We start from the raw sequence: 26,634 nt of genomic DNA, 5'->3' as shown, positions 1-26,634 counted from the left end.
TTACGTGCTACATAGGTAATCTGATTGTATCATAATTATCTGGATATTTTCGTTAAATCCCTTTTCATAAGTAAGCTGTTCCTAGTGGCTGGCTTCTAGTATTTGGTTGAAATGTTTTCTACTACAAAGGAATTTTCCTATAAAAAAGCCATCCAATGGACATACTAAAGTATATTTTATGCGAGAGGGTGTTTCGATGGGTGCGAAAAATAAAGGGTTATCTGTATTTGCCCTTGGAGGCTTACATGAAATCGGTAAAAATATGTATGCCATTGAATATGGGGATAGCATTGTATTGATTGACTGCGGGAATAAGTTTCCGGATGAAAGCTTATTAGGTATTGATTTGATTATTCCGGATATTTCCTATCTAATCGAAAATCAGGATAAGGTTCAAGCGTTATTGGTTACGCATGGTCATGAGGATCATATTGGTGGTATCCCTTACTTTTTGAAGAAAATTAATGTGCCTGTTTATGGGACAAGGTTTACCATTGGATTAATTAAACACAAGTTAAAAGAGCACCGATTTTTAAGAGAAAGCGAGCTGTATGAAATCCATGCAGACTCTAATCTTTCAATCGGGGATCTAAGCATTCGATTTTTTCAAGTGAACCATAGTATTCCGGATTGTCTTGGAATTGTTTTTGATACTCCTGAGGGAACCGTTGTACATACTGGGGATTTTAAATTTGATTTGACTCCTGCAAATGCCGAGCGGCCGGATATTCATAAAATGGCGGAGATTGGCAATAAAGGGGTATTGCTTCTTTTATCGGAAAGCACGAATGCAGAGAGAAAAGGCTTTACCCCATCGGAGCAGATGGTTGGAGAAAATTTAGAAAGTATTTTTCGAAAAGCAACTCGTAAAGTAATTGTTTCTACCTTCGCCTCCAATATTAGTCGAATTCAGCAGGTGGTTCATGCTTCTGAGGTCACAAACCGAAAGCTCGCATTGCTCGGACGCTCCATGGTGAATGTCGTTAAGATAGCAATGGATCTTGGTTATTTATCGGTACCGAAAGATATGCTGATTGATGCGGTGGAAATCAATGATTATCCGCCAGAGCGAGTGACCATTTTATGTACAGGTAGTCAAGGGGAACCGATGGCTGCGCTTAGTCGACTTTCGACGGGAAATTTTCGTGATGTAGACATTTTAGCCGAGGATACCGTCATTTTAGCGGCCGGACCTATCCCTGGGAATGAAAAGAATGTTTCTACAATCGTTGACAATCTTTTTCAACTAGGCGCTCATGTTATTTATGGTTCAGGGAGCAGTTCGGGCATGCATGTTTCAGGTCATGGCTATCAAGAGGATTTAAAATTAATGCTTACGCTTATGAAGCCGACGTATTTTGTCCCTATCCACGGGGAATATCGTATGCTGCACCATCATCGTTTGCTCGCCGAATCGGTTGGGGTCAAGCCAGGAAATACGTTTATTTTAAACAATGGCGATGTTGTGGATATTGAAAATTCTGTTGCTCGCCACACTAGAAAAATACCAGCTGGCAGCACGTATGTGGATGGATTGGATGTTGGCGATATGGAATTCGTCTTACGGGATCGCAAGAAAATCTCCGAGGAAGGGATGCTTATGATTATTTTGCCAATGAGCAAACCAGACGGAAAGCTGCTATCCAATCCAGAAATCATCTCTCGGGGGTTTGTAGATAATCAATTCTCCGAGCTGCGTAAAGGTATGAATCGAATTATTGTCGATACAATAAACGAACTTCATGAAGCAGATCGATATTCTTGGAATGTGAAAAAGAAGCAAATTAAGAAATTAGTGGGACAGTATATAAAAGATCGTGCAAGGAAGGAACCGATGATTGTTCCGATTTTGATTGAGGTTTAACTAGTAGTGCAAAAAGACCATTCGTGAGCTGAAAAAATTCACCTTACGAATGGTCTTCTTAGTTGCTATCTGGAAACCACCTTTTCCCCTTGCACCCAAACCTCCGCTATATTCACAGGCTTCACATGATACATGATTTTTTGGAATATATCATAGAGATCTTCGTTGGCATCAAAAATAGGTAGTTTATTTTCCTTTGCCTTTGTATCGACAATTTGCACATCCCAAGCATAGTCCTTTTCTAAGCGGCCAACAGGTAAGCTTAAGCTTTCTCCTCCACCAGCTGTTGCATAATAAAAGGCTTCGTTCATGGTAAGACGAGAGTCGGCCACTCCTCGCTTATCTGGAGGTAGGGTTGTATCGACACCGTCCTCTAGCATTCTAGAAGAAATAACTGCTTGTTTAGCATTGTCATAAAGGCTTGGCGTTGCACCAGCGGAAATGTCTGTGCCTAAACCAATCTCTACGCCATTTTTGGAAAATCGGGAAATAGGGATGACACCATTTGCAAAATACGCATTGGATAATGGGCAATGTCCTATAGCTGTTCCAGTTTTCGCAAACAAATCTACATCGTCATCCTCTAAAAAGTTGCAATGTGCCATTACCGACTTTTCCTGCAATAGGCCGAAACCATGCAATGCAAAAGCGTCGTTTTTATGGAATCGTTCCTTTACATAGCTGTGCTCCCAATCGCTTTCACTGCAATGAGATTGGATATGCGTATCATATTTTGCAGCCAACTCTCCTAATCCTTGTAATGCTTCGTCAGAGCAGCTCGGAATAAATCTCGGTGTAACTACTGGATATACACCTTGCTTCGTTGCTTTCGCTAATTCTTTTACAGCCACAATAAATTCTTCCGTTTCGGCTAATGCCGTTTTCGTGTCGGGGTCACGATAATAGGCTGGATTTTGCTCTGGATCATCTGCTACCACTTTGCCTACTAGTCCACGCTGGCCTTTCTTTGCGCATATTTCTGCTAAAAGAAAGCTTGCTTCTTTATGAATGGTAGCGAAATATAGTGCTGTTGTTGTTCCGTTTGCTAGTAGTGTCGCAACAAGGTCGGAATAGACTTCTTCAGCGAAATTTATATCGGAAAATCTAGACTCCAGCGGAAAGGTATACGTATGTAACCAGTCGTTAAGTGGGAGGTCCAATGCTGTTCCAGACTGAGCCCATTGAGGTGCATGTATGTGTAAATCTACAAACCCTGGTAGAATGTATTGCCCTTTCTTTAAACGGTGGAAACGCTCTTTACCTTCCTGTTCCTGAATAATGGTGTCATAAAGGTCATCTTCTGGCGCTACAACGTTTTGGATCATCCCTTTTTCATCTACACAGAAAAGGTGGTCTTTTAAGATTATGACTTCTTTTTCTTCCCCACTTGTAAAAGCCGTTCCGTGAAATATTTGCGAATAATTATCCATATTATCACCTTATCGTTCGTATTTTTGTAATATGCTAAACATTATAATAGATTCGAAATAAGAAGTCCAATTAAGTAAAATAGGACTTATAAAATTGGTTAAACCTAATACTGGTAAGGGTTTTGGTAAAAGATGCTAAGGGCTTGCTATATACTTTTACAGTCAAAATACTTGTAAAAGGAAAAATAGATGATATACTAAATACAAACTTAATCATGTTTTTCATATAATCGCAGGAATAGGGCCTGCAAGTTTCTACCAGTTTACCGTAAATAAACTGACTATGGAAAGTGTACGGATGATATCTAGTTACTAGATGTCTACCTTATTTCGAATCTGTTTAGCTCGGAATGCATGCTTTTACATAGTGGCATGTGTTTCGAGCTTTTTTCTGTAGGGTTATATGGGAAACAAATATATCAACTTAGATTATGAGGAGGAAAAACGATGAAAAATCGTAAATTTTTACTTAGTATGATTGTTTTATCACTAGGATTGTTCCTGGCAGCATGTGGTGGGGGAACAAGTGAAGAGAAGGACAAGGCGAGTGGTACTGCATCAACAGATTATAAGGTTGCTATGGTTACCGATGAAGGTGGTATCGATGATAAATCCTTTAACCAATCTGCTTGGGAAGGTATTGAAGCTTGGGGAAAAGAGAACGATTTAACAGAGGGTGAAGGCTATCATTATGCACAGTCCAATGATAAATCAGAATATATGCCGAACCTAACTGGCTTCGTTCGGGACAAGTATGACCTTATATTTGGAATTGGCTATAAATTAAAAGAAGATTTGGAAACAGCTGCAGGTCAGTTTCCAGATACAAACTTTGCAATAGTAGATGAAGTGGTGGATGCGCCAAATGTTGCTAGTATTAAATTTAAAGAGCATGAGGGATCCTTTTTAGTTGGAGTAGTGGCTGCTATGAAGACGAAAACAAATAAAGTTGGATTTGTTGGTGGGATTGACTCCCCGTTAATTAATAAGTTTGAAGCTGGTTTTATCGCAGGTGTTAAATCTATTAATCCTGACATTGAAGTGACGGTGCAATATGCGGAATCGTTCACAGATCCTGCGAAAGGGAAACTAATCGCAACGAATATGTATAGCAGAGATGTGGATATTATTTATCATGCATCTGGTGGAACAGGTAATGGTGTATTTAACGAGGCAAAAGACATCAAGCAAAATGATGCAGAGCGAGAAATTTGGGTAATTGGTGTAGACCGTGATCAGTACGATGAAGGTCAAATTGGTGAGCATAACGTAACGTTAACATCCATGGTGAAACGAGTTGACGTTGCTGTTCAGGATGTTATCAACAAAGGAATGAATGGAGAATTCCCAGGTGGCGAACAGCTAGAATACGGTATAAAAGAAAATGGAATCGCGATTTCGACAGCAAATGAAGAAGCGATGACAGAAGAAATCGTTTCTGCTGTTGAAGCTTGGCAAGAAAAAATTCTGAATGGGGAAGTGGAAGTACCACAAACAAAAGAGGAATTAGAGAAGTTTGTGGACTCCTTATAAGTAACAAGGGAAGGCTTTACATGGGCCTTCCCTGTTTCGTCTAATTAATTACTCTATCGATAAAAATATTGTTATGCGATTAATATAATCGAATATTTATAATTTAAATTAAAATATTATTCGTTTTTTAATGATTTCGGCAACGTTATGCTTAAGAGGATGAAAAGGTGTTTTGGTGCGAATTTATATTTTTTTTATTTGTATAAACCTTTGTGAAATAAGGGTTTTGACCGCACTTTGGACAATGATAAATTTATTTTTTTCAAAAAAGATACTTGTAATGTGAAAAAACGGTGGTATACTAAATACAAACTTAATCAAGTTTTTCATATAATCGCGGGGATATGGCCTGCAAGTTTCTACCAGTTTACCGTAAATAAACTGACTATGGAAAGCGAGTACGGATAGCCTCTATTTTTGATAGATGCTTTTCTTGTTTCGAACTTTTAGAGCTCGAAGTACATGCTTTTACATAGTAAGCATGTATTTCGAGCTTTTTTCTGTAGGATTATATGGAGAACGACAAATATCCAAAAAGTGGGAGGAGTTCGAAAATGAGTACGACTAGAAACATAGATTCTGAGTTAAAGAGTGAAGAGCAAAATAGTAAACAAGAGAATGTCTCCGTCGGGAAATCCATATTTGTTGGCCTTCAACATGTGTTAGCAATGGATCTCTTTATTCCTCCAATCATTTTGGCTGGGTTATTATCGTTTTCTGTTGCGGATAGTGCATTACTTATCCAAATGACCTTTATTGCCTGTGGAATTGCGACCCTTATCCAAGCTGGGTTTGCGATGAAGCTTCCTGTTATGCAAGGACCTTCCTTTGTGCCGCTTAGTGCACTAGCAGCAATTGGTACAACTTCAGGAGTTGGGGCCATGATTGGTAGTTTAATACCAGGGGCGCTTTTAATTGCATTGTTAGGACGTCCATTGAAGGTGTTTAGTAAGGTGGTAAAGAAGTTTATACCGCCAATTGTTGCGGGTACGGTTATTGTGGTAGTGGGAATTTCACTGATGCCTAGTGCAATCAACTCCATTTATACGGCATCTGGCAGCTATAACGTTAACATGCTCATTGCCTTTGTTACAGCGGGAGTACTTATCGTTTGTATGTATATTGGGGAAAAGGTAAAGAACAGATTTAAGTTTGTGAAGGTAGCATCTGTTATTTTAGCTTTAGGAACTGGCACGATCGTTGCTTCTTTCTTTGGATTAGTAGATTTTTCATCGGTTCAGGATGCATCTTGGTTTGCTTTACCTAGCCTCTTTGCATTTGGAACACCAACCTTTGAATTAGATGCCATCTTAATCATGCTGGCAATTTATTTCATTATTGTTATTGAAACAACTGGAACATGGTTTACTGTTGGTGAAGTTACTGGCGAAAAGCTAGATGAGAAGCGTTTGAATGGTGGCGCATTCGGGGAAGGCTTAGGCTGCTTTGCTGGCTCTTTCTTTGGTGGAACACCGGTTACAGGATATTCCTCTAACGCTGGTATCATTGCGATTACAGGGGTGAAAAGTCGTAAACCAATAATTGCTGGTGGTTTGATTCTAGTGCTTTTAGGAATGATGCCGAAGTTCATGAATGTGATTGCTAGTATTCCAGCTGTTGTAATTAATGGGGTTTTTGCAATACTTTGTGTTGTGATTATGATGAATGGCTTTAAGGTAATCAAAAATGAACCATTTACGGAAAGAAATATGATTGTCATTGGTGTTCCAATCATGCTCGCGTTGTTTGCTGTAATGATTCCTGCAGAAATAATGAATAGCCTACCAAACATTGTGACGTACTTCGTTTCTTCAGGAACAGCAGTAGGAGCAATCGGTGCATTGCTATTAAATGTTGTCCTTCCAGAAAAATCGGAGGACAGTAAGGTTGCTCCGAATGGGGGTGAAATCCATTATGCAACAAGATAAACTTTGGAACGATTGGCATCCAGTATGTAAGGCCGAGGAATTAAAGGACGATCCGAAACAAGTCCATGTTCTTGGAGAAAGAGTCGTTATCTTTCGCAATCAGAAAGGTGTTCATGCTTTTAAGGATTTATGTATTCATAGAGGAGCGGCCCTTTCATTAGGGAAGGTCGTTGATGGTAAGCTCGTTTGTGCGTATCATGCTTGGGAATACGATGAAAAAGGAACATGTGTTAAAATCCCAGCATTACCTTGTAAGCGACCAATTCCTAAAAAGGCGAGAGCAACGGTGTATCATTGCAAAGAGTATTTGGGGCTTATTTGGGTAAACCTTGGGGACGAACCAGCACCTTTGATTTCATACCCGGAATATGACAAGGAAGGCTTCCATACAATCATTTGTGGACCATATGATGTAAAAGCCAATGCACCTAGAATTATTGAAAACTTTTTAGATGTATCCCATCTTATGTTCGTTCATGAAGGTATGTTAGGTGATGCGGACCACGCAGAAGTAGTAGATTATGATGTGAACTTTATCGATGGTCGCTTTATTACGAGTAAAATCCCAGTTTATCAGCCAAATTCCGATGGTCGTTCTAAGGGTGGCTATACAGATTATGTGTATGAAATTTTAAGTCCAACGATAGCGCGCTTCACGAAAACAACAGAAGGCTCGGATGAAGAATTTACGATTTTAGTAGCGGTTAATCAAGAGGACCATGAACAAACGAGTGTTTTTATGCTGCTAACGAGAAATTATGATTTGGATGCACCAGATGAGCCATTCCGTGAATTTCAGGATACGATATTCTATCAGGACTTAGATATAGTAGAAAGTCAGAAGCCCGAATTACTTCCTCTAGACTTACAAGCAGAAATGCATTTGAAATCCGACGCCCTAACAATTGCGTATCGCCGATGGTTGGATGAATTAGGAATTGAAAATGGCACTATGCCGATAGATGAGGCAAAGCGGAACAAATTAAAGAAAAATTCGAAGACAGAAGAATTACAACCGTCCTAACAGGATAAAACACACTCACAAATGTAGAGGCTTGTGAGTGTGTTTTACATTATAATCTCGTATCCACAAAATCTATTAATTCCTTCGCTAACGTATCAAAGCCTTCCCGGGTTATGGCGCTTTTCGAGGTGCCTGCTCCGCCATGCCGATCAACGGTTCCGTCCGAAAATTGAATCCATATATCAAAGCTTATCCCATCTTCATAAGTGGAAGGGTCTTCAAATGTGTAATCTTCCTTCCATTTTTGGACGTTATATTTTTCTATAATTTTCAAAACCTCTCTCGCATCCTCCACGAAAACAGGATCCTCAAAAGATTCAATCCCATTCCGTGTAGAGTGTGGGTCTTTAAATATTTCCCTATTTTCTACATCTATCGCAATTACCGTGCTACCTTCCATGCTCCATTCGGAAAAGTAGATTTTGATAACGTCATCTATTGGGTGCTCTTCATCTGCATCAGGGGCTTTTTTGATGTAGGAAAAATCGTAAATATCATATTTTGTATCTACCGATTGAATAGCTTTTGTTGGCTCATCTGACACATCCTTACATCCAGTAACAACTAGAAACATGCCAAAACAGAAACAAAAAAATTTCTTCACTTCTTCACACCTCTAAGAAAACCATTATTTGGTATTACGTTACGTTTCATCATAACAAGGGGAATAAAAGGGAACAAGGTCCTTTGGATTCATGTTCCTTCAATCAGACTAGCATACAATATCCTTGTCTATACATCTAAGGTCTTAGAAAAGATTACATACCGAGACCATTGGAGGTATAACACGCATACCTTATTGTAATAAATAATGACAATGAGGTAGGTTTAGTCACAAGTAATGCATAAAAGATGAAACTTTCAGGTCTACTAAATCGTAAATAGAATAGATGTTGAGATAGGAGTCGATAGATGATGTACAAGTTTCTATCAGCAATCGTTCGATTAATGATAGCATTTCCGGTTATGCTTATTACAGGGCTGGTTAGTTTTTTTGCTTTTGATCAGCCATTCTTGAGGTCCATTATACTATCATTGGTTGGTGCAGCTTTAACATATGGTATTCTTACGGTCTATTTGCGTTTTCGTTTTTTGAAAAAGCATCACTTATCCATGAAGGAATATCGTTATATTCGAAAGCATTTAGATGAAGCAAAACAAAAAGTCCGTCGAATGCATAAAGCGCTTTTTTCCATTCGGCAAATGTCCTCGATAAAAGATATTATGGAGCTATTGCGAATCATTCGGAAAATTTATAGTGTCACCAAAAAAGAACCAAAACGCTTTTTTAAAGGGGAGAAGTTTTACTATTCCCATTTAGACTCTGCCGTTCAATTAATAGAAAAGTATGCATTTCTTTCTTCCCAGCCAATGAAAAATGGCGAGGTAGAAGTGGCGCTGCTGGAAACGCGACGGACGATAAAGGAGCTTATACGAATAGTCGAAAACGATCTATATCAAATCCTTTCTGATGATATTGATCAACTTCACTTCGAAATAGATGTTGCAAAATTATCCGCAAACTCGGTTAAGAAATCATAAATAGTAAGAGGAAAGGAAGTGTTTGGATGAGCAACAATGATGCGATGCAATTGAATAAGGATGGCAATTTAATGGATGACTTATTAGCAAATCCATTTGAGCATACTCCAAAAGAAGAAGGCGCAGAAATAAGCGAAGAAAAACCACGGAAGTTAATCGATGTGATACCAGAGGAAGACCAGGAAAAAGCGATAGAGCTTGCAAAGCAAATTGATCCAGCTAATACCCAATCGATTATTTCCTATGGTACTCAGGCTCAAACAAAGCTATTGTCTTTTTCCCACTCTATGCTGGAGCATGTTCAAAAGAAGGATGTTGGTGAGGTTGGGGAAATCATTAGTAGTTTAATGAAGAAATTTAATGAGATGGACCCAGATGAATTGAAGCCAGAGAAGAAAAGTGTATGGAAGCGAATGTTTGGCAAGCTATCGAGCTCCGTGCAAGAGCTACTATCGAAATATCAAAAAACAAGCGCTCAAATTGATCGAATCACCGTGAAGCTAGAGCGCAATAAAGATGTTTTATTATCAGATGTAGAGATGTTAGAAAAGCTTTATGAACACAATAAAGAATATTTTAAGGCTTTAAATGTGTACATTGCTGCAGGGGAACTGAAGCTAGAAGAATTGCAAAAGACAGAAATACCGCAGATAAGAAAAGCGGCCGAAGCAACAAACGACCAAATGAAGTTCCAGGAAGTAAATGATTTAATTCAGTTTGCAGACCGTTTGGAAAAGCGAATTCATGATTTGAAATTAAGCAGACAAATTACCATCCAAAGTGCACCGCAAATACGATTAATTCAAAATACAAATCAAGTACTTGTGGAAAAAATACAATCATCTATTTTGACAGCAATTCCACTTTGGAAAAATCAGATCGCCATCGCCCTTGCCATGTTTCGTCAACATCATGCTGTGCAAGCACAAAAACAAGTTACCCAAACAACAAATGACCTTCTCTTAAAAAATGCTGAAATGTTAAAAACAAATACCATTGAAACAGCAAAATTAAATGAGCAAGGACTTGTTGAAATTGATACCCTAAAGAAAACACAGGAAAGCTTAATTTCCACACTAGAAGAAACCTTGAAAATACAAGATGAAGGCAGGAGAAAACGATTAGAAGCCGAGCATGAGTTAAGTGCAATGGAAAGTGACTTGAAGCATAAGCTGTTGCAGTTGAAGGAAGGATAAAACGCCCAAAGGTTGTCGAGAAACCCTCGATAGCCTTTTTTTATTTTCTAGTAGAACAATCTGTATAGAAAATGACATGGAGAACTTCGTCAATGATGTCGGTCGGGGACTAATCTTACTAATAGAATTATCTATTCCTTAATGCTAAAAGGCTCATTATCTAAGACTTTCCTCCTGTTTCTTTCTGCTTCCTCCTTTAAATCTGGGTAATTTGTTTTGATTTTTATTGAGGATATTATGTTAATAATAGTCTTATGCTAATATTTAATTAGGAAATTTTTAACATTTGGAGGTTTTGTGTTTTCAATGAAAAAAATAATAATATTTGGCATAACTTTATTGTTATTTATAGGAGGATGCAGCGGCATGGATAAAGAGAAGGAAGCCGAAAAGGTAAAACCAGAAAAGTTACCGAATACCAATGCATTTCAGGATGAATTTACTCGTAACTTTATGGCATCCACAGAAGAAATGGAAAATGGGTATTATCTGTTTGAGTCAGGAATTGAGGCCTTCACGTTAAATTTCCCCAAAAATGCGAATATGGATAAAGTGTATTATCAAAGTGATGGTGGAAAGTATGAGAAGTTTAACTTTGGAGAAACAAGTGTAGAAAAAAATATAGATTATGTTGTAGTTGGTACTTTAAGAGATGAAGAAAGTACGAAGTGGGTTGATTCATATCTAAACTCATTATCAAAAACAAATGGATATGAAGGAGAATTTCGAAAGTATACTCAAAAAAATAATGATATTTATTATGCAGAATTCATTGACAAAGTTAGTGAAGAGAAGAACGGATTTTATTATGTGTTTTTAGCATATATCATGTCTTCTAATAGTAATAAAGCGCTGAGTATGTCGTATAGTTCTAAATGCTATAGCAGTACTCAGGATTGCCTGCTAAATTTAGATATAGAAAGGGAAAAGGCTAAAAAAGTATTTCATTCTGTTAGATTTAAGCCTTAGGGGGAATTGGCGGTGATTGAATGAATATTAATGAAGTTTTGTTTACTGATGAGCTTAGGGCAAGGATAATGGATTTAGAATATGATAGTTTATCAGAAGAAGAAATTAAAAAAATATATATGGAGGAAACAGGTAGTGATCTAAGAGCGCAGATTAAGATATATCATTCTGCAGATTATATGGAAGAACTTAATATTGGTCATAATGGATTTGATGGTACAATTATTCACTTTTATGATGATGCTGCTGGAATAAATCAAGTATATTCTATTTCACGAGGAAGTGAGAAAACAGAAGATGAAAATTGGCGTCCGGAAGATTGGATGTATAATCTATTTGGGATTTTTGTTGGTCAAAATGATAAACAATATGAAGATGCACAGATTTTTGAACAAAAAATAACAGAAATTATACTACGTAAAACAAACTCTAGTGAATCAAATTTATTAAAAATTGCTCTAGGTCATTCACTTGGAGGGAATACAGTACAAGTACTACAGTTAGTTGACAGATTATTTGATAAAGTATACGTCATTAATGATGCGCCACCATCAACATACCAATTAGGATATATTGACGAACAGTTTTATAGGGCTTTATCTAATGAATTTGGTATTAATGCCAGAAACTATTCAGAAATTTATTCAATCGATCCTTCATCCCTTAAAAAATTCACGGAAAAATATTACAAAGATGCCGGGGAAAACATAATCCACTTAGTTGCGGATGAGGACTTATTATACGCAGTAAGTCAATCTATCCGTGGTTTTATAGAAATTGGTGAATATAAATTTGTGGATTCGATTCCAAACATGAAGAATATTACTCCTTTACTAGAAAAAATTCCTGATGAAGACATTCAGGCAGTTCAAGCATATTTAGCTTTATACGGTAATGTTTATAATTCAAAAGGATTCGATGCAGTCATCTATGAAATGACTGGTGCCAATGCTGGCTTAGTAAAGTATGTTATGGAATTAAAAGGATTGGACTACGTAAAACTACTTCCTAAAATAGATGAGTTATTACCTATGGTTGAGGAAATGAGTGTTCGAGTCCCAGAATTACTTGAGAAGTTAAAGATTGTCCATAGAAACCTAGAACCAATTATAGAGGAAATTGTAAACTTAGGTTATTTAACAAATAAAGAAAAGGAGATAGTACTAAAGGAAATTAAAGGTGTTATACATGACTTGGAGGAAATTGTCACATACACAGATCGAATAATGAATTCGGCACCAGGATTTGTTTCTAAAGTGACAAACCCATTTATATTGTCACTTACTATTAGAAATGTATTCAAAATTGTAGATAGTGTAAGTAGTCTAAAAAATAGATTTAGTGTTACCAAAGATAATTTATCCAAAATCATAGATTTATTTGAGAAAAGTGCAAATGCACACTCAATTTTTTATGTTGTTAAGGCATTAGGAAAAGCAAATGGTATAGAGTATACAACATCGGGTGATTTAATTATGTATACTAAACAAAATGATCAAGTAATAAAAGTGAACATTTCATTACCGGTTCGAATTTATCAAAAAGGTCAGTCTATCTATGATGAGAAGGAATATGTTTTAAATAAAATGAAGCAAAGATATAATATTGTCTATTTAGATGATTATGAACAAAGAAAGAAAATCTTAATTTTAAAAATTGGTGAAATGGAAGGCTCTCCTTTTCTGTTTCAAGATATACTTGGGAGATTTACATATGATACACAATATTACTATTTGTTAAAGAAAATTAATGTTCACGAAGACATACCTCCATTGAGTTATAATTTTAAAGGTGCTTTTGAAAGCATGTTTTCCTATTATGAACAGGAAATTAATAGAGGCAGAGAGCTTTTGTATAAATTGAAATTCTCAATAGAGTGTTTATTTGATAAGGATGAGGAGATAGCAAACAAAATTATCAATTAAAAATTATGTTGGATAGGAAGGTGGGAATACCCTTTGGTATGGAAACAAATGACCATCGAAAAAACTTTCGATAATCATGAGGATTTAAATGATAATGAGGTTGGTTTTCTAAATGATATCAATCAATTATCTGAATTGGGATATGAATTAGAAAACTTTATTCATCAAGAAACTTCGGATAGTGATGGAGAAATTATTAATGAAATAGTTCAGTTAATCACTGAGCATGAAAATATGAATCGGAACTATCACGAAGCTTATAAAATAATTATGAGAAATAAAGCTAAAGATTATGAACTCTTAATTATGGATATGAATAATCAAAAAGTCACTTTGCATTATCAAGTAATTAAAATGAATGAATCTTAATTTTAAAATTATAATAGATTCAAGATCGTGTTGTATCCTATACAACACATTTTTTATTTTATGCCCCTTATTGAAAACATACGTCGGAATTAATCTAACTGTTATAATAATGATAATAATCTTATAAAAGGTGGAGAAGAGATTGAGTACAAAAGAAGGATATATCAATGTAACCGGAGGAAAGGTATGGTATCAAGTCCATAACGAGGGAGCAGATAACACGCCAGTTATCATTCTGCATGGTGGTCCAGGTTCTTCTCATTGGTCCATGCAAAAATTAAGTGCATTGGCTGTAGACCGCCCTGTTATTTTCTATGATCAATTGGGGTGTGGTAGATCAGATCGTCCAGCAGATCCGTCGTTATGGCATATTGATCGTTTTGTTGAAGAATTGCACCAAGTGACGGAAGCGTTGCATTTCGATAGCTTTCATATACTTGGTCATTCTTGGGGTACTACACTTGCTGCTGCCTTTTATTTAAGGCATTCAAAGGGTATCAAGAGTATGATTTTGTCTAGTCCTTGCTTAAGTGCGCCAATATGGGCAAAGGATCAAGACCGAAATCGCGAAAAGTTACCATTAGATGTACAGAAGACATTGAAGGAATGTGAAGCGAATGGAACGACCGATTCTGAAGCATATAAAGAAGCAACGAAGGTATTCGGAAGCTATTTTATTTCTAGGCTTCACGATTTTCCGGATTGGTTAAAAGAGGGCCGACATTATAAAAACGCAGAGATTTATAACATCATGTGGGGACCAACTGAGTTTCATGTAACAGGGAATTTAAAAAACTTCGACTGCACAGAAAAGCTCGGAAGCATTGATATTCCAACCCTTTTTACGTGCGGGCGGTATGATGAGGCGACACCTGAATCAACGAAGTATTTTAGCAGTCTTACACCAAATAGTCACTTTCACGTTTTTGAAAATAGTGCCCACATGGCTTATCTAGAAGAGCAAGAGGAGTATGTGCAAGTAATGAAGGACTTTCTTAATGGGATAGATGAGTCGATCTAACAAAACTGGAACAGTAAAAGGTTTATTTGTTCCCCAATGCTAGTAGAATCACCGTTTTACTTCTATTATAACTTTCCTCCCCATTTTCAGTTATAATAGAAGTAATATTACAAGCATCTGGAAATTACACGATCAGGGAGGATGTCATAGCTTGAATACAAAATTCTTAGAATTGCTGGCAGAAAAGTATAATAGTGAAGAAGAAGTCGTTACGGAAATTATTAATCTTGATGCCATCCTTAATCTTCCAAAAGGGACAGAGCACTTTGTTAGTGATTTACATGGGGAATATCATGCCTTTCAACACGTATTAAGAAGTGGTTCAGGAAAGGTAAAAGAGAAAATAAGGGATCTTTTTACAAATGTATTGTCTGAAGAGGAGATTAATGAATTTGCCACATTGGTTTATTATCCAGAGGAAAAAATTCAGCTAATCAAGAAGACGTTTGATAATAAACAGGATTTATATAAATGGTACAACGAGATAATTAGTTATTTAATTCAGCTCATTAAATATGCTTCCTCTAAATACACGCGTTCGAAATTACGTAAGGCGCTGCCTAGTCAGTTTGTATATATAGTGGAAGAATTGCTGTACAAAACAGACGAGTTTACGAATAAAAAGCATTATTATGAGAGAATTGTGCAAAAGACGATTTCCTTGGGACAAGCGGACAAGCTGATTATTGGTCTTGCTCATACGACGCAAAGATTGGTTGTGGACCATCTCCATGTTGTTGGGGATATATATGATCGAGGACCAGAGCCAGATAAAATAATGGATACGTTAATCAATTATCACTCTGTTGATGTGCAATGGGGAAACCATGATGTGCTTTGGATTGGTGCTTTTTCTGGGTCTAAGGTTTGTCTTGCGAATATTTTACGGATTTGTGCACGCTATGATAATTTAGACATTATTGAAGATGTGTATGGGATTAATCTTCGTCCACTGCTTAATCTTGCGGAGAAATACTATGGAGATAATCCGGCATTTCGACCGAAGCGGCAGTCCGATAAGCATTTATCCAAAGAAGAAGAATTACAAATTACGAAGATTCATCAAGCGATTGCGATGATTCAGTTTAAACTGGAAATGCCAATCATTAAGCGACGTCCATTCTTTAATATGTCGAAAAGGCTTCTACTGGAGCAAATCGATTATGACAATAATAAGATTACCATTAACGGTAAAACGTATCCTTTAGAAAATACTTGCTTTGCAACCGTAAATCCAAAACAGCCAGATCAGCTACTAGAGGAAGAAGAACAAGTAATGAACAAGCTATTATTTGCTGTTCAGCATTCAGAAAAACTGGCGAGACATATGAATTTTCTAATGAAAAAAGGAAGTCTCTATTTGCGATATAACGGAAACCTATTAATTCATGGCTGTATTCCTGTAGATGATAATGGAAACATGGAAAAAATGGTCATCGACAAGAAAGAGTATGCGGGTCGGGAACTATTAGATACGTTCGAGCATTATTTGCGTCATGCATTCGCACATCCAGAGGAGACAGATGATCTAGCAACCGATATGGTCTGGTATTTATGGACAGGTGAGCACTCTTCTCTATTTGGAAAAAGAGAAATGACTACGTTTGAGCGTTATTTCATTCGGGATAAGGAAACGCACAAGGAACGGAAAAATCCTTACTATTATTTACGAGAACAAGAAGATATTTGTCGTAAAATTTTAAAGGAGTTTGATCTAAATCCAGAGCATGGTCATATTATCAATGGTCATACTCCTGTAAAAGAAATTGATGGGGAGGACCCGATTAAAGCAAATGGTAAGATGGTTGTTATTGATGGCGGATTCTCCAAAGCCTATCAATCCACAACAGGAATCGCAGGATACACATTACTTTATAATTCCTATGGGATGCAGCTAGTTGCTCATAAACACTTTAATTCCAAAGAGGACGTTCTGAAAAATGGGACAGATGTTTTATCGGTTAAACGACTGGTAGACAAAGAGCTAGAACGGAAAAAGGTGTTAGAAACCAATGTTGGAGAGGAATTAATTCAGCAAATTGCGATGTTGAATAGCTTGCTGGAATATCGTTATATGAAGTAATGATTAAAATTTCCAAGTTTATGGTGATATAAAAGATAGCAATTTAGTATCCGTAATCACAAAAGCATGAGTATACAAAATCAAAGAATAACGTCATATACAGAAAGTCATGGAGAGCTTTTCTCCATGACTTTGTTTAGTTGTCTTTCCACAAGCTTACTTCACTTTTGCTACACCTAATGCATAGTGGCTAAATAAAATGTTCTCAACAAGCTCACCTTGAGACTCCTCACAATCTACAATTACAATAATTTCAGAATGGAATCCCTTTAGAAGTCTTCGCTTCTTTTTAATGACCTTTTCATTAAAGAGACGGATTGCAAAGCCTACAATGAACCCAACAAATGCACCTATTAGACCCCAATAAATAGGTCCTAATGCTAGCTTAAAGCCTATACTTGCGCCAATTACGGAAAATGCTGTCGCTAGCGCTGCTCCAATATCAATTAAGGAAGTTCCATCTGAACGGTGTATGTTATCTAAAACGTTATGATCTTCTCTTCGGTTATCAAGAGGAACAATAAATATCTTTTCTTTAATTAATACCCTTTTTCTCTAAAGTAACAACAGCCATCTCTAGATTTATACTATGTTCAAAGGTTGAAAATAGTTGCATGGATCATTCCACCTTTTTTCCTTTCCATACGTTAAAGTGTTGAGACTGATAATGCTCTTGAAAATATTTCCGTTGTTCTTTATCGTATAATTTATTGTTTTCGATTGTGTTCATATAGGAGTCGTAAACAGAGAAACCATATAGAGATGGAAAAAATAACAGCCATTCGGGATTTAAAACGGATGTTGCCTGTTCTATTTCGCCTAAAAACAAAAGTGAAATAGCTTCAAGGCCATGGGAATAATAAAAAAATACTACACACCAAATGATGACGAAAAAAGCGGTCACTATCCTATGTATATAAAGCTGACCTAATCCTGGTATAAATAATGACCAAATAATAGCCATTGCAGGATTCCTTTTATCTAAATAATTTATTTCGAGTGCGCCTATGCTAAAGGTATTAAATCTATGTTCCTCGCGTTCAGCCAAAACAAAAACCTTGTTCAAATCTACTGTTGTTCGATAACTATCCCATATTCCGAATAGATAAACCGGAATATAGATTAATAACCAACGTGTATCTAAAATTTCCTTCGCTTGCTCAATCTCACCTAGAAATGAATAAATCATAGCTAAGTTAACATTCGCTTTTATATTAACGATAACTTCCCAAATAAATAAGACAAACCCCCTGAGGTACTTGGATAAGAGAAGATGTCCAAACCCTGGGAACGCCGCACTCCACCACGCAATAATGTAGGGATTTCTAAGGTGAATTTGTGTTGTTCCTAAAATGCTAACATGTGCACGATATCTTCTTGCGGAGTTGTCATTCGTATAATTGTTCATTTTTAGCAACCTTATTTATGTGTTTTTTATCATTTATTTCCAAACAAGTCCTCCATTATACGAATCTGAACTGGTCTGGAACGGAAACCAGTTTCCAAAATCTCCAAAATAAACACCACTATGAATTGCTTTATAAATATTGGAGGACTGTGGATTTGTTGGGATTACACCAGTAAATTCTGATGCTAATTAAAGGTCACCTTGTAAATTGTGGTAAGATAACAATAAATGTTAATGGAGTATACGTGGATCTGATCTTAAATGAACGGAGAAGGATTTTATAATAAGGGGGGGAATTATGGGAAAGAGCATTTTATTATTTATAATTTTATCCTTATTGATTACAGGCTGCAGCAGAGAAAAGATTGACCTTACATATATATTAGAAAGTGATGAGATTATAATTGAAGCTAGTACCTTTCGAGATGGTAAGAAATTTTCTGATATAGGAAAAAAAGGGATTATATCTAATAAGAAAGACATCGAAACATTTTATAACTTTGTGAGTGAAATTAACTTTGTAAAAATTTCTTCTAAAAAAGCAGCGGAAATATATAGAAAAAATGAACAATCTAATTCACTATTAGTCATTCCTACGATTACGGATAACTCCAAGGAAGAAATCTATCCAATGTTCAACGTACACGAAGATGGAACAATGATATGGATAGAATTTGAAAAAGGTATAGGAAAGCATTTATATAAAGCAAAAGATAAATCCTTATATAAAGAGGTGTATTCTTACTATGAAAAAAATCTAGTAGACACTTTACAGATAAAGTAATTCCGATATTTTTTTCAAGTAATGGGGGCAATAGTAAATAAGAGATTATTTCATAATGGTTGTTTTTTTGTATAGAGTCTAGTTGGCTGAACTTGAATTTTTTTTATTTTAAAAAGTCTACCGTCATCTGAACGATTAAAAGAATTGTTACTAATCTAAGAAGTGGTTTTATATGTTCGTTTTTTAATTTACGTGCTAGTTTTACTCCGAACTGCGCACCCACGATAGCTCCTAGCATTAATGCTAAAGTGAGGGGCCAAATGATTTTACCAGCTGTGATATAGGTGATGGCAGATCCAAAGCAACTCGCAAAAACCCCAATTCTTGCTAAGCCAACAGCTCGAATATAAGCTATTTTTTGACTTGCATATAAGTACAAGGCAATTGTGCTGCTTCCTGGCCCAAACATTCCGTCGTACATACCTATACCAATCAGTGCAGGTCCTGATTTATTCGTAACCTTAAACTGTTCAGTACCATCAAAATTACCTTTACTCAGGAAAGAAGTTACAAATGCAAGGCTTAATAAAATTATTGCAATGATTGTCAGTATATTTCCACTTAAAAAGGATGCAATAAGCCCGCCTAATATCCCTCCGCCTAGACAGAACACTACGACTGAAATTGCTTCTTTCATGGAAACTTCTTTACTCTTAAAAATGACAAGAAAGCTTGAGAGTGAACTGACCGTATTGGATACCTTGTTCGCACCGATTGCGGAATGCACTGGTATTCCCATAAGTAGCATAATCGGTAAACTAATCAGTCCAGCCCCTCCTACCAACGTACCAACTATATTACCTGCAAATCCAACTAAAAAAAACATAAAAAATTCCATCACATGGCCTTCTTCCCAACGTTCTATCTTATCTTTAGCATACCACAGATTACGGGGCTGGTTAGTCGAAAAAGAAGGGGAAATATTTACGATTGTCGAACTATGTTTAGAAAAAATGGAGTCATTTTAGGAGGGGAATATGGGGTATATAGAAGATTTACGCAAAGTAGTTGGAAACCAGCCATTAATATTAGTTGGAGTTGCAGTAGCTGTAATAAATGAAGAAGGTGAATTCTTATTACAAAAACGCAGGGACGGAATTTGGGGAGTTCCAGGTGGATTTTTAGAATTAGGTGAATCCACGGAAGAAGCCGGAAGAAGAGAAGTATTTGAGGAAACTGGCATTAAAGTAGGTAAACTGGATTTGGTGGGAGTTTTTTCCGGAAAACAGCATTTTGTTAAATTACCAAACGGGGATGAATTCTATCCTGTTACAGTTGCGTATAGTACAAAGGAAATAAAAGGTGGGGTTCTTAAAGCAGACAATCAAGAAACTACGGATGTAAAGTTTTTTAAAGCTAATGAGTTACCAGAAGGACTAAATCCATTAATTCAAAACCTCATTAAACAATATTCACTGTCATTATAATAATGATTAACAACAAGATGTGAAGAAGTCTACATAAAGAAATGGGTGCGTCAGTTAAAGTAGCGACAAGATTGGAGCTAATACTAAAGTGCCCCCAACAGTTAAACATGATATTTTATTAGGCAGCTTGTTGGGCATGAGTGCGGTATTGAGCCGGATTCATGCCTTTTAATTTTACTTGAGAAAATGAGTTTCAATTTCCTTAGATAATTGTGACTTCCTCTTTGATTTTCCACGTCGAACTCCAAAGCGAATTCGATAGAATCTTCCATACCTTTTACTAATAAGATTTCCTATTCAGCAGGAGCCACCAATTCTACTTTTATTCGATCTGGGTCTTCGAAAAAGACAGCATAATATTGCTCTCCTCCTGCAAAGGGATGCTTCTCTGGATACAGAATGTTCATCCCTTTTTCCCTTAACGTAGCAGTCATCTCATCAACATGTTGCCGTGAACTTGCGTGAAAGGCTAGATGATTAAGTCCCACTCGGCGTCGATGATAGGGAACATCTAAAAATCTGTCCTCTGCTTGGACAAAAACCATGTATGTATCCCCTAATTTCCAGCTTTGTCCACTATCCCATTTTTGAAAAGGAGTGTATCCTAACTCACCAAGAAACCAGCCCCAAAAATCTACAGTTCTTTGTAAATCGGATACATAGATTTCAATATGATGAAGCAATCCCTTCGACAACGGAAATTCCCCTTTCTTAATCCTAACTTTGTAACTAACTATAGCATAATTGTTTGAACCATTCGTTAAATAGTACTGTCATTCTTAAAATAAAGATTCAATAAAAAAGGTGTTGAAAAACAACCATTTCAACACCTTTTTACAATGTTACTGTAATTCAACTTGTATCGATTTCATTTTAATAGGTTCTTCATTCGCACTCAGTGTTCCGAATGGTACAACTAGTGAATAATCCCGATAATTAAATGATTCATCATTTTTTAATTCAAAAGTGGATTGATAATGTAGACTGCCATCCTCTAGTATCTTTGCTTCGTTACTGTGAGTTTGTAGTTCTAGCATTTGATTCATATCCAATTCCCCATTATTATCTTTTGTAATTTGGTCAGTCTTAATTATCGTAATGTAGTCAGCAAAGTTTTGGATAATATCCTCTTTGATGGAACCTGTTTCGATATTCTGGATATGATAATCCAGTACTAGTTGATTTCCTTTCTGCTGTATACGATTTACTTGTATAGCATAGTCAAATCTACTACTTTCAATGACAAAAGGAGTGGTTTGATCAAGAGAACTTACAATATCTTGATCCCATTTTACGATTTCAGGCTGGATTGTTAAATAGGATGCATCTTCACTAATTTTACTACTGAATAGTTCCTGATTTTCTTTTATAACAGATGTTCCTTTTACGTCTGTTGTTAGAACATTCGGATGGAACTTTACGAGTCGATTTCCTTTATCGTCAAAAACTGTAATTCTAATCCTATCGTTTTTGCCCTCACGTGGTAGAATCGTTTCATAATTTACTATTGTTGTTGCGTTTCCTTTTATAATCGACTCCATTTTTAGTGAATAGCCTTGATCTTGGAGTTTCGTTTCAGCTTCTGAATAAATCGTTTCAGAAGGGATTTTTTCGACTGGGACGTCAAAATTCCACAGACCTTTAACACCTGTAATGTTTGTAAAGGTTAAGGGTAAGGTATCGTTATTCGAGATAGCCGTATTCGGGTTGTAAAATTCTATCGAAGCTATGTATCCATCTTCTGTTTCCTTTAATTCTGTCATTGTGGAAGCCCATTGATTTTGCTCCTTTCCATCAAATAGATGAAAGCTATATCCAGCTTCTGGTCCATGTTCACCTACACGATCTATGGATACTTTGTCACCTTTAGCATGAAAGGTAAGTCCAATAATATTTCCATCGTAATAAGCGCTGGTTATCGTAATATCGACGCCATTACTTGTAGCCTTTTGATTAAGCTCGGTCACCAAATCACTTTCTAATAACTCATACCCGATTTGCAATCCAACCTTATCGTAAATGGAACCCAATAGTGGAATGGTAGATAAAGCATAGGAAATCGGTGCAAAAATGAAACCTGCAGCTAAAAATGTGGCTACGGCAATGGATGAAACAGCAGTAAATAATTTCCGTTTCGACTTTCTCTTCGGAACTTTTTCTTTCCGTCCTTTTGCCAACCCTTTATCGATGGCAGTAAATAGTTCATGCTTTGGAACATCTATTTCATTTATTTCTTCAAGAAAACGCTCTTTGTTCATTGTCATTTACTCCTCCAATCCTATTTTTTAGCTCCAATTTTGCTCTTCTTAAATATGTTTTAATTGTGTTTTCTGGTATGCTCATTGTTTCAGCAATTTGATGAATGGATAAGTCATGGTAGTAAAATAAGATAATAACCGTTTGATAATTTTTGCTTAATCCTGATATTGCATTGATTACGTCCATCTTTCCTTCCACATCTTGATTGCTAACGTTTGAAATGTTGGTTAAAAGTTTATCATCAAAAACGATTTTCTTTCTTTTTCGTAAGACATCATAAGCTGTGCGAATTAATATCTTTGTTAACCATGTATTAAAAAACTCGGGCTGATTGATTTGTTGAATAGATATGTAGGCTTTATAGATTGTTTCCTGAACTACATCCAAAGCATCTTCTTTATTCCGGACATAAAGAAAAGCAGTTTTATATAGTTTCTCACTTTCGCTTTTCACAAGTGCTTCAAAGGCTTCTTCGTTTCCCTTTATTGCTTTTTTTACTAGAGATAAATGTTCCAAGGTTTAACCTCCTTTCACCAGTTAGAGCAAGTAACGGATGAAAAAGTTTCAAAAAAATGAGCTAGAAGAAAATGATTTTCTCCTAGCTTTTACTTTTCTTTTAAGTTAAGAGTAGTCATAAGGGAGAGTAATATGTTCTTCATTTCGTATCTTTGTGATGTAATCGTATCATAATTTTGCGCAGCTTTTATGAAAAAGATAAATTGAAAAAAACCTAGTATATGAACTGTCCGTAGCTTAAAGTGTGCCTTCATAAAAGTTCTAACTATGTCGGTGAAAAATTCCATAACAGGAAATGAACACAAAGATTTGGTACACTTTACGATAAGAAACTGTTAAGGGGTCCTTTTTTATGATTAAATTTGAAAATGTCACAAAGAAATATGATGATGGTACCGTTGCTGTGGATTCGTTAAATGTAGAGATTCGACAAGGTGAATTTTTTGTCTTTATTGGGCCTAGTGGAAGCGGGAAAACCACATCCTTGAAAATGATCAACCAGCTTGTCCCCCAATCAGATGGGATGATTTACATTAACGGAAAAGAGGTAAGTGGATATAACATTTATGAATTAAGATGGGAAATTGGGTATGTTTTGCAGCAAATTGCTCTTTTTCCTCATATGACCATTGAAGAAAACATTACGATTGTTCCAGAAATGAAAAAGTGGCCAAAGGAGAAGATGAAGCTAAGGGCACACGAACTGTTGGAAATGGTCGGTTTGGATCCAGAGGTTTATGCGAAGCGGAAACCGAGTCAACTATCAGGCGGAGAGCAGCAAAGAGTAGGGGTCATACGAGCGCTTGCAGCGGATTCCGAAATTATTTTAATGGATGAGCCCTTTAGTGCCTTGGATCCAATAAGTCGGGAAAAGCTTCAGGATGACTTGCTTGCATTAAAGAAAAAGCTGAAAAAGACGACTGTGTTTGTCACCCATGATATGCAAGAGGCACTAAAGCTTGCGGACCGGATTTGCATCATGAAGGATGGGAAAGTCGTTCAGGTTGGTACCCCAGAGGAGCTTATTCATCATCCAGTAAATGCGTTTGTAAAACAATTTGTAGGGGATACGGCAAGACACGGCTTTGAAGACTTTTATTTAGAAGAGCTTCTCCTTCCCGTTGAGGATGAAGGAAGCCTGGAAACTGGGGCAGTTGTATCGTATTCTTCATCACTTGATGAACTATTGGAAAAGCTCTCCGAACATGAACAGGTAACAGTAGAAAAGGATGGGGAAGCAATAGGTGTGGTAAATCGTCAAATGATAATCCAGCATCTGTCCACAAGGCTACAAGAAAGAGGTATTTCCAATGAATAATTTCATCCAAGTCTTTCAAGAAAGAAAAGTAGAGCTTTGGGATTCGTTACTGGAGCACATTCAAATTTCCTTCATTGCATTAGTTCTAGCAAGTATAATCGCAATCCCTTTAGGTATTTATTTAACGAAAAAGGAAAAGATTTCCGAGGGAATTATTGGAATAACAGCAGTATTGCAAACCATTCCCTCCTTAGCATTGTTAGGTATTCTGATTCCATTGTTTGGAATTGGGAAGGTTCCAGCTATTATCGCGTTAGTGGCCTATGCGTTGCTTCCTATCTTGAGGAACACCTATACAGGTATAAAGGAAGTTGATCCATCGTTAATCGAGGCAGCTCGGGCGATGGGGATGAACAATCGAAAACGACTCATTAAAGTTGAAATGCCTTTAGCAATGCCTGTCATTATGGCAGGAATTCGAACTGCAATGGTTTTAATTGTTGGGACGGCAACATTGGCAGCATTAATTGGTGCTGGAGGATTAGGGGATATTATTTTACTTGGTATTGACCGGAATGATACGTATCTTATTTTACTAGGAGCCATTCCAGCGGCATTATTGGCTTTATTGTTTGATTTTCTATTGAAAAGGCTGGAGCGTCTATCCTTTAAAAAGTCACTCCTAACACTGGGAAGTATTGTTGTCATAGCACTTGTCATTGTATTGGCACCATTATTTGCTAATCAAAATAAAGAAATTGTCATCGCAGGAAAGCTTGGGGCGGAGCCGGAAATATTAATCAACATGTATAAGCTGTTAATAGAAGAGGAAACAGATTTGCAGGTAGAATTGAAGCCTGGATTAGGTAAAACATCCTTTGTATTTAATGCGCTGACTTCTGAGAGTATTGACATTTATCCGGAATTTACGGGAACGGCCATTTCTGAGTTTTTAAAAGAAACGGCGAACAGTACGGATAGAGAAGCGGTTTACCAGCAAGCGAAAGAGGGACTTTACGAAAAATTCAACCTCGTTATGCTAGAGCCAATGCAATATAACAATACATATGCTTTAGCTGTAACAAAGGAGCTAGCAGAGCAATATAATCTAGAAACGATTTCAGATTTAAAGGCGATTGAAGACGAGGTGAGAGCAGGCTTTACACTGGAGTTTTCGGATCGTGAAGATGGTTACCGAGGGATTCAATCGTTGTACGGTATAGCGTTTCCGAATTTGGTTACGATGGAGCCAAAGCTACGCTACGTTGCAGTGGAATCTGGTGATATTAATTTAGTAGATGCGTATTCGACCGATAGCGAGCTGCAGCAATATGACTTAAGTGTTTTACAGGATGATCAGGACTTATTTCCACCATACCAAGGTGCCCCATTATTAAGAAAAGAAACAGCTGATGAATATCCAGAGGTAGTGAATGCGCTAAACAAATTGGCTGGAAAAATTACGGATGACGAGATGCGGGAAATGAATTATGAAGTAAATGTAGAAGGTAAACGTCCGTTTGAAGTAGCGAAGGAATTTTTAGCTGCTGAAGGTTTATTAAAGTAAAGTACTTTATTTTTGATACGTTATGGTTGAGACACTCACAAACATGGAAAATGTTTGCGAGTGTCTTTTGCTTAAGGTATTTGGAAATTGGCACATTAATGGAAAGTTATATTTAAGTAGGAAGTTGTGATTTAAAGTGGTGCCTTAACATTAATAGACAAATTATACCGTATTTGAATTAATATCGTGCTACTCCTCTTTCAAATGCTGCTAAATGGTTCATAGATGCATTTCTTAATTGTGTGAAAACAGCACTTACGTCTGCTGGAAGATTAAAAGTAAGAAACCTATTATACATGCTAATGTTTTCAATTTCTCCTTGTACGCCTACTGCAAAGGCATTTTTAATCGTTTCTGGAGTTGTAATAAATGTTCTAGATATATCCTCTGGTACAGCTACATTATATTGCTCAAAAAGGGGTAGTAACACACGGATAGGACGTAATTCTGCTTCTTGCCTGAACCAATCTCAACGTATGAACACCTTCCATTTCACAAAAACTACCTTCATCGATACGCATAGGCTGGTGT

General features: G+C 36.7%; 23 protein-coding genes, 1 pseudogene and 2 riboswitches. Of the genes and pseudogenes, 15 read left to right on the top strand and 9 right to left on the bottom strand.

The window, feature by feature from the left end; translation table 11 throughout:
- Positions 1-196: 196 nt before the first annotated feature.
- Complete coding sequence (locus C1A05_RS15355) at positions 197-1,864, top strand: ribonuclease J (protein ID WP_102029126.1); 1,668 nt, start codon at positions 197-199, stop codon at positions 1,862-1,864.
- A gap of 65 nt (positions 1,865-1,929) precedes the next feature.
- On the opposite strand, the gene guaD is transcribed toward C1A05_RS15355, so the two are convergent.
- Entirely contained in the window at positions 1,930-3,294 is a 1,365-nt protein-coding gene (gene guaD, locus C1A05_RS15350; RefSeq protein ID WP_102029125.1) for a guanine deaminase, read from the bottom strand.
- Positions 3,295-3,496: 202 nt separating this feature from the next.
- Positions 3,497-3,598, top strand: a riboswitch (purine riboswitch).
- Between the two features lie 143 nt (positions 3,599-3,741).
- On the opposite strand from guaD, the gene C1A05_RS15345 reads away from it, so the two are divergent.
- The 3 genes from C1A05_RS15345 (at position 3,742) to C1A05_RS15335 (ending at position 7,779) form a co-directional block, all read left to right on the top strand.
- Positions 3,742-4,827, top strand: a complete 1,086-nt coding sequence (locus tag C1A05_RS15345) for a BMP family lipoprotein (protein WP_102029124.1) — start codon at positions 3,742-3,744, stop codon at positions 4,825-4,827.
- Between the two features lie 306 nt (positions 4,828-5,133).
- Positions 5,134-5,235: riboswitch (purine riboswitch) on the top strand.
- Positions 5,236-5,381: 146 nt separating this feature from the next.
- Positions 5,382-6,755 carry a nucleobase:cation symporter-2 family protein gene (locus C1A05_RS15340; protein WP_102029123.1) on the top strand — a complete coding sequence of 458 codons (1,374 nt, stop codon included), beginning with the start codon at positions 5,382-5,384 and terminating at the stop codon, positions 6,753-6,755.
- Positions 6,742-7,779, top strand: a complete 1,038-nt coding sequence (locus C1A05_RS15335; RefSeq protein WP_102029122.1) for an aromatic ring-hydroxylating dioxygenase subunit alpha — start codon at positions 6,742-6,744, stop codon at positions 7,777-7,779. Before C1A05_RS15340 ends, C1A05_RS15335 begins: the two co-directional genes overlap by 14 nt.
- Positions 7,780-7,828: 49 nt before the next feature.
- Here C1A05_RS15335 and C1A05_RS15330 read toward each other — a convergent pair whose 3' ends face one another.
- Positions 7,829-8,383: a hypothetical protein gene (locus C1A05_RS15330; protein WP_102029121.1), complete on the bottom strand. Its 555-nt coding sequence runs from the start codon at positions 8,381-8,383 to the stop codon at positions 7,829-7,831.
- 308 nt (positions 8,384-8,691) lie between these two features.
- Here C1A05_RS15330 and C1A05_RS15325 point away from each other — a divergent pair, with 308 nt between their 5' ends.
- The 7 genes from C1A05_RS15325 to C1A05_RS15295 all read left to right on the top strand — a co-directional run bounded on the left by C1A05_RS15325 (position 8,692) and on the right by C1A05_RS15295 (position 16,884).
- Positions 8,692-9,321, top strand: a complete 630-nt coding sequence (locus C1A05_RS15325) for a 5-bromo-4-chloroindolyl phosphate hydrolysis family protein (protein ID WP_234998590.1) — start codon at positions 8,692-8,694, stop codon at positions 9,319-9,321.
- 26 nt (positions 9,322-9,347) lie between these two features.
- Positions 9,348-10,517 (top strand): toxic anion resistance protein, encoded by a 1,170-nt coding sequence (locus C1A05_RS15320; RefSeq protein ID WP_102029120.1) that lies wholly within the window; start codon positions 9,348-9,350, stop codon positions 10,515-10,517.
- Between the two features lie 366 nt (positions 10,518-10,883).
- Positions 10,884-11,486 carry a hypothetical protein gene (locus C1A05_RS15315; RefSeq protein ID WP_102029119.1) on the top strand — a complete coding sequence of 201 codons (603 nt, stop codon included), beginning with the start codon at positions 10,884-10,886 and terminating at the stop codon, positions 11,484-11,486.
- A 20-nt stretch (positions 11,487-11,506) separates the two neighbouring features.
- Positions 11,507-13,411: a DUF6792 domain-containing protein gene (locus C1A05_RS15310; protein WP_102029118.1), complete on the top strand. Its 1,905-nt coding sequence runs from the start codon at positions 11,507-11,509 to the stop codon at positions 13,409-13,411.
- A 33-nt stretch (positions 13,412-13,444) separates the two neighbouring features.
- Entirely contained in the window at positions 13,445-13,780 is a 336-nt protein-coding gene (locus C1A05_RS15305; protein WP_102029117.1) for a hypothetical protein, read from the top strand.
- 142 nt (positions 13,781-13,922) lie between these two features.
- Positions 13,923-14,801 carry a proline iminopeptidase-family hydrolase gene (locus tag C1A05_RS15300; RefSeq protein WP_102029116.1) on the top strand — a complete coding sequence of 293 codons (879 nt, stop codon included), beginning with the start codon at positions 13,923-13,925 and terminating at the stop codon, positions 14,799-14,801.
- A 151-nt stretch (positions 14,802-14,952) separates the two neighbouring features.
- A complete protein-coding gene (locus C1A05_RS15295) occupies positions 14,953-16,884 on the top strand; it encodes a fructose-1,6-bisphosphatase (RefSeq protein ID WP_102029115.1) in 1,932 nt (643 codons plus the stop codon).
- A 156-nt stretch (positions 16,885-17,040) separates the two neighbouring features.
- Here the strand turns inward: C1A05_RS15295 and C1A05_RS18355 are convergent.
- A pseudogene (locus C1A05_RS18355) lies at positions 17,041-17,500 on the bottom strand (hypothetical protein).
- Positions 17,501-17,503: 3 nt separating this feature from the next.
- Positions 17,504-18,292 carry a hypothetical protein gene (locus C1A05_RS15285; RefSeq protein WP_102029114.1) on the bottom strand — a complete coding sequence of 263 codons (789 nt, stop codon included), beginning with the start codon at positions 18,290-18,292 and terminating at the stop codon, positions 17,504-17,506.
- A 298-nt stretch (positions 18,293-18,590) separates the two neighbouring features.
- Here C1A05_RS15285 and C1A05_RS15280 point away from each other — a divergent pair, with 298 nt between their 5' ends.
- Positions 18,591-19,076: a hypothetical protein gene (locus tag C1A05_RS15280; RefSeq protein ID WP_102029113.1), complete on the top strand. Its 486-nt coding sequence runs from the start codon at positions 18,591-18,593 to the stop codon at positions 19,074-19,076.
- Between the two features lie 103 nt (positions 19,077-19,179).
- Here the strand turns inward: C1A05_RS15280 and C1A05_RS15275 are convergent, their stop codons facing one another.
- Entirely contained in the window at positions 19,180-19,914 is a 735-nt protein-coding gene (locus C1A05_RS15275; protein WP_102029112.1) for a sulfite exporter TauE/SafE family protein, read from the bottom strand.
- 139 nt (positions 19,915-20,053) lie between these two features.
- Here C1A05_RS15275 and C1A05_RS15270 point away from each other — a divergent pair, with 139 nt between their 5' ends.
- On the top strand, positions 20,054-20,503 hold the full coding sequence (locus tag C1A05_RS15270) for an NUDIX hydrolase (protein ID WP_102029111.1): 450 nt from the start codon (positions 20,054-20,056) through the stop codon (positions 20,501-20,503).
- A 293-nt stretch (positions 20,504-20,796) separates the two neighbouring features.
- On the opposite strand, the gene C1A05_RS15265 is transcribed toward C1A05_RS15270, so the two are convergent.
- From C1A05_RS15265 to C1A05_RS15255, 3 genes are all read right to left on the bottom strand, one after another.
- Positions 20,797-21,198 (bottom strand): VOC family protein, encoded by a 402-nt coding sequence (locus C1A05_RS15265; RefSeq protein ID WP_102029110.1) that lies wholly within the window; start codon positions 21,196-21,198, stop codon positions 20,797-20,799.
- 147 nt (positions 21,199-21,345) lie between these two features.
- On the bottom strand, positions 21,346-22,761 hold the full coding sequence (locus C1A05_RS15260; RefSeq protein ID WP_159462096.1) for a DUF4179 domain-containing protein: 1,416 nt from the start codon (positions 22,759-22,761) through the stop codon (positions 21,346-21,348).
- The gene (locus C1A05_RS15255) at positions 22,739-23,278 is read right to left on the bottom strand and encodes a sigma-70 family RNA polymerase sigma factor (protein ID WP_102029108.1); all 540 of its coding nucleotides are present in this window, start codon (positions 23,276-23,278) and stop codon (positions 22,739-22,741) included. Before C1A05_RS15255 ends, C1A05_RS15260 begins: the two co-directional genes overlap by 23 nt.
- Before the next feature lie 352 nt (positions 23,279-23,630).
- Between C1A05_RS15255 and C1A05_RS15250 the strand changes: the two genes are divergently transcribed.
- Together C1A05_RS15250 and opuFB are read left to right on the top strand one after the other, a co-directional pair.
- Positions 23,631-24,596: an ABC transporter ATP-binding protein gene (locus C1A05_RS15250; protein ID WP_102029107.1), complete on the top strand. Its 966-nt coding sequence runs from the start codon at positions 23,631-23,633 to the stop codon at positions 24,594-24,596.
- Positions 24,589-26,103: an osmoprotectant update ABC transporter permease/substrate-binding subunit OpuFB gene (gene opuFB, locus C1A05_RS15245; protein ID WP_102029106.1), complete on the top strand. Its 1,515-nt coding sequence runs from the start codon at positions 24,589-24,591 to the stop codon at positions 26,101-26,103. The genes C1A05_RS15250 and opuFB overlap by 8 nt, the downstream gene beginning before the upstream one ends.
- 178 nt (positions 26,104-26,281) lie before the next feature.
- On the opposite strand, the gene C1A05_RS15240 is transcribed toward opuFB, so the two are convergent.
- Positions 26,282-26,533 (bottom strand): hypothetical protein, encoded by a 252-nt coding sequence (locus C1A05_RS15240; RefSeq protein WP_200816510.1) that lies wholly within the window; start codon positions 26,531-26,533, stop codon positions 26,282-26,284.
- Between the last annotated feature and the right edge of the window lie 101 nt (positions 26,534-26,634).

It is taken from the genome of Salirhabdus sp. Marseille-P4669, assembly GCF_900240405.1.
GTDB lineage: Bacteria > Bacillota > Bacilli > Bacillales > Alkalibacillaceae > OEQK01.
This window is presented reverse-complemented; position numbering and strand designations above follow the sequence as displayed.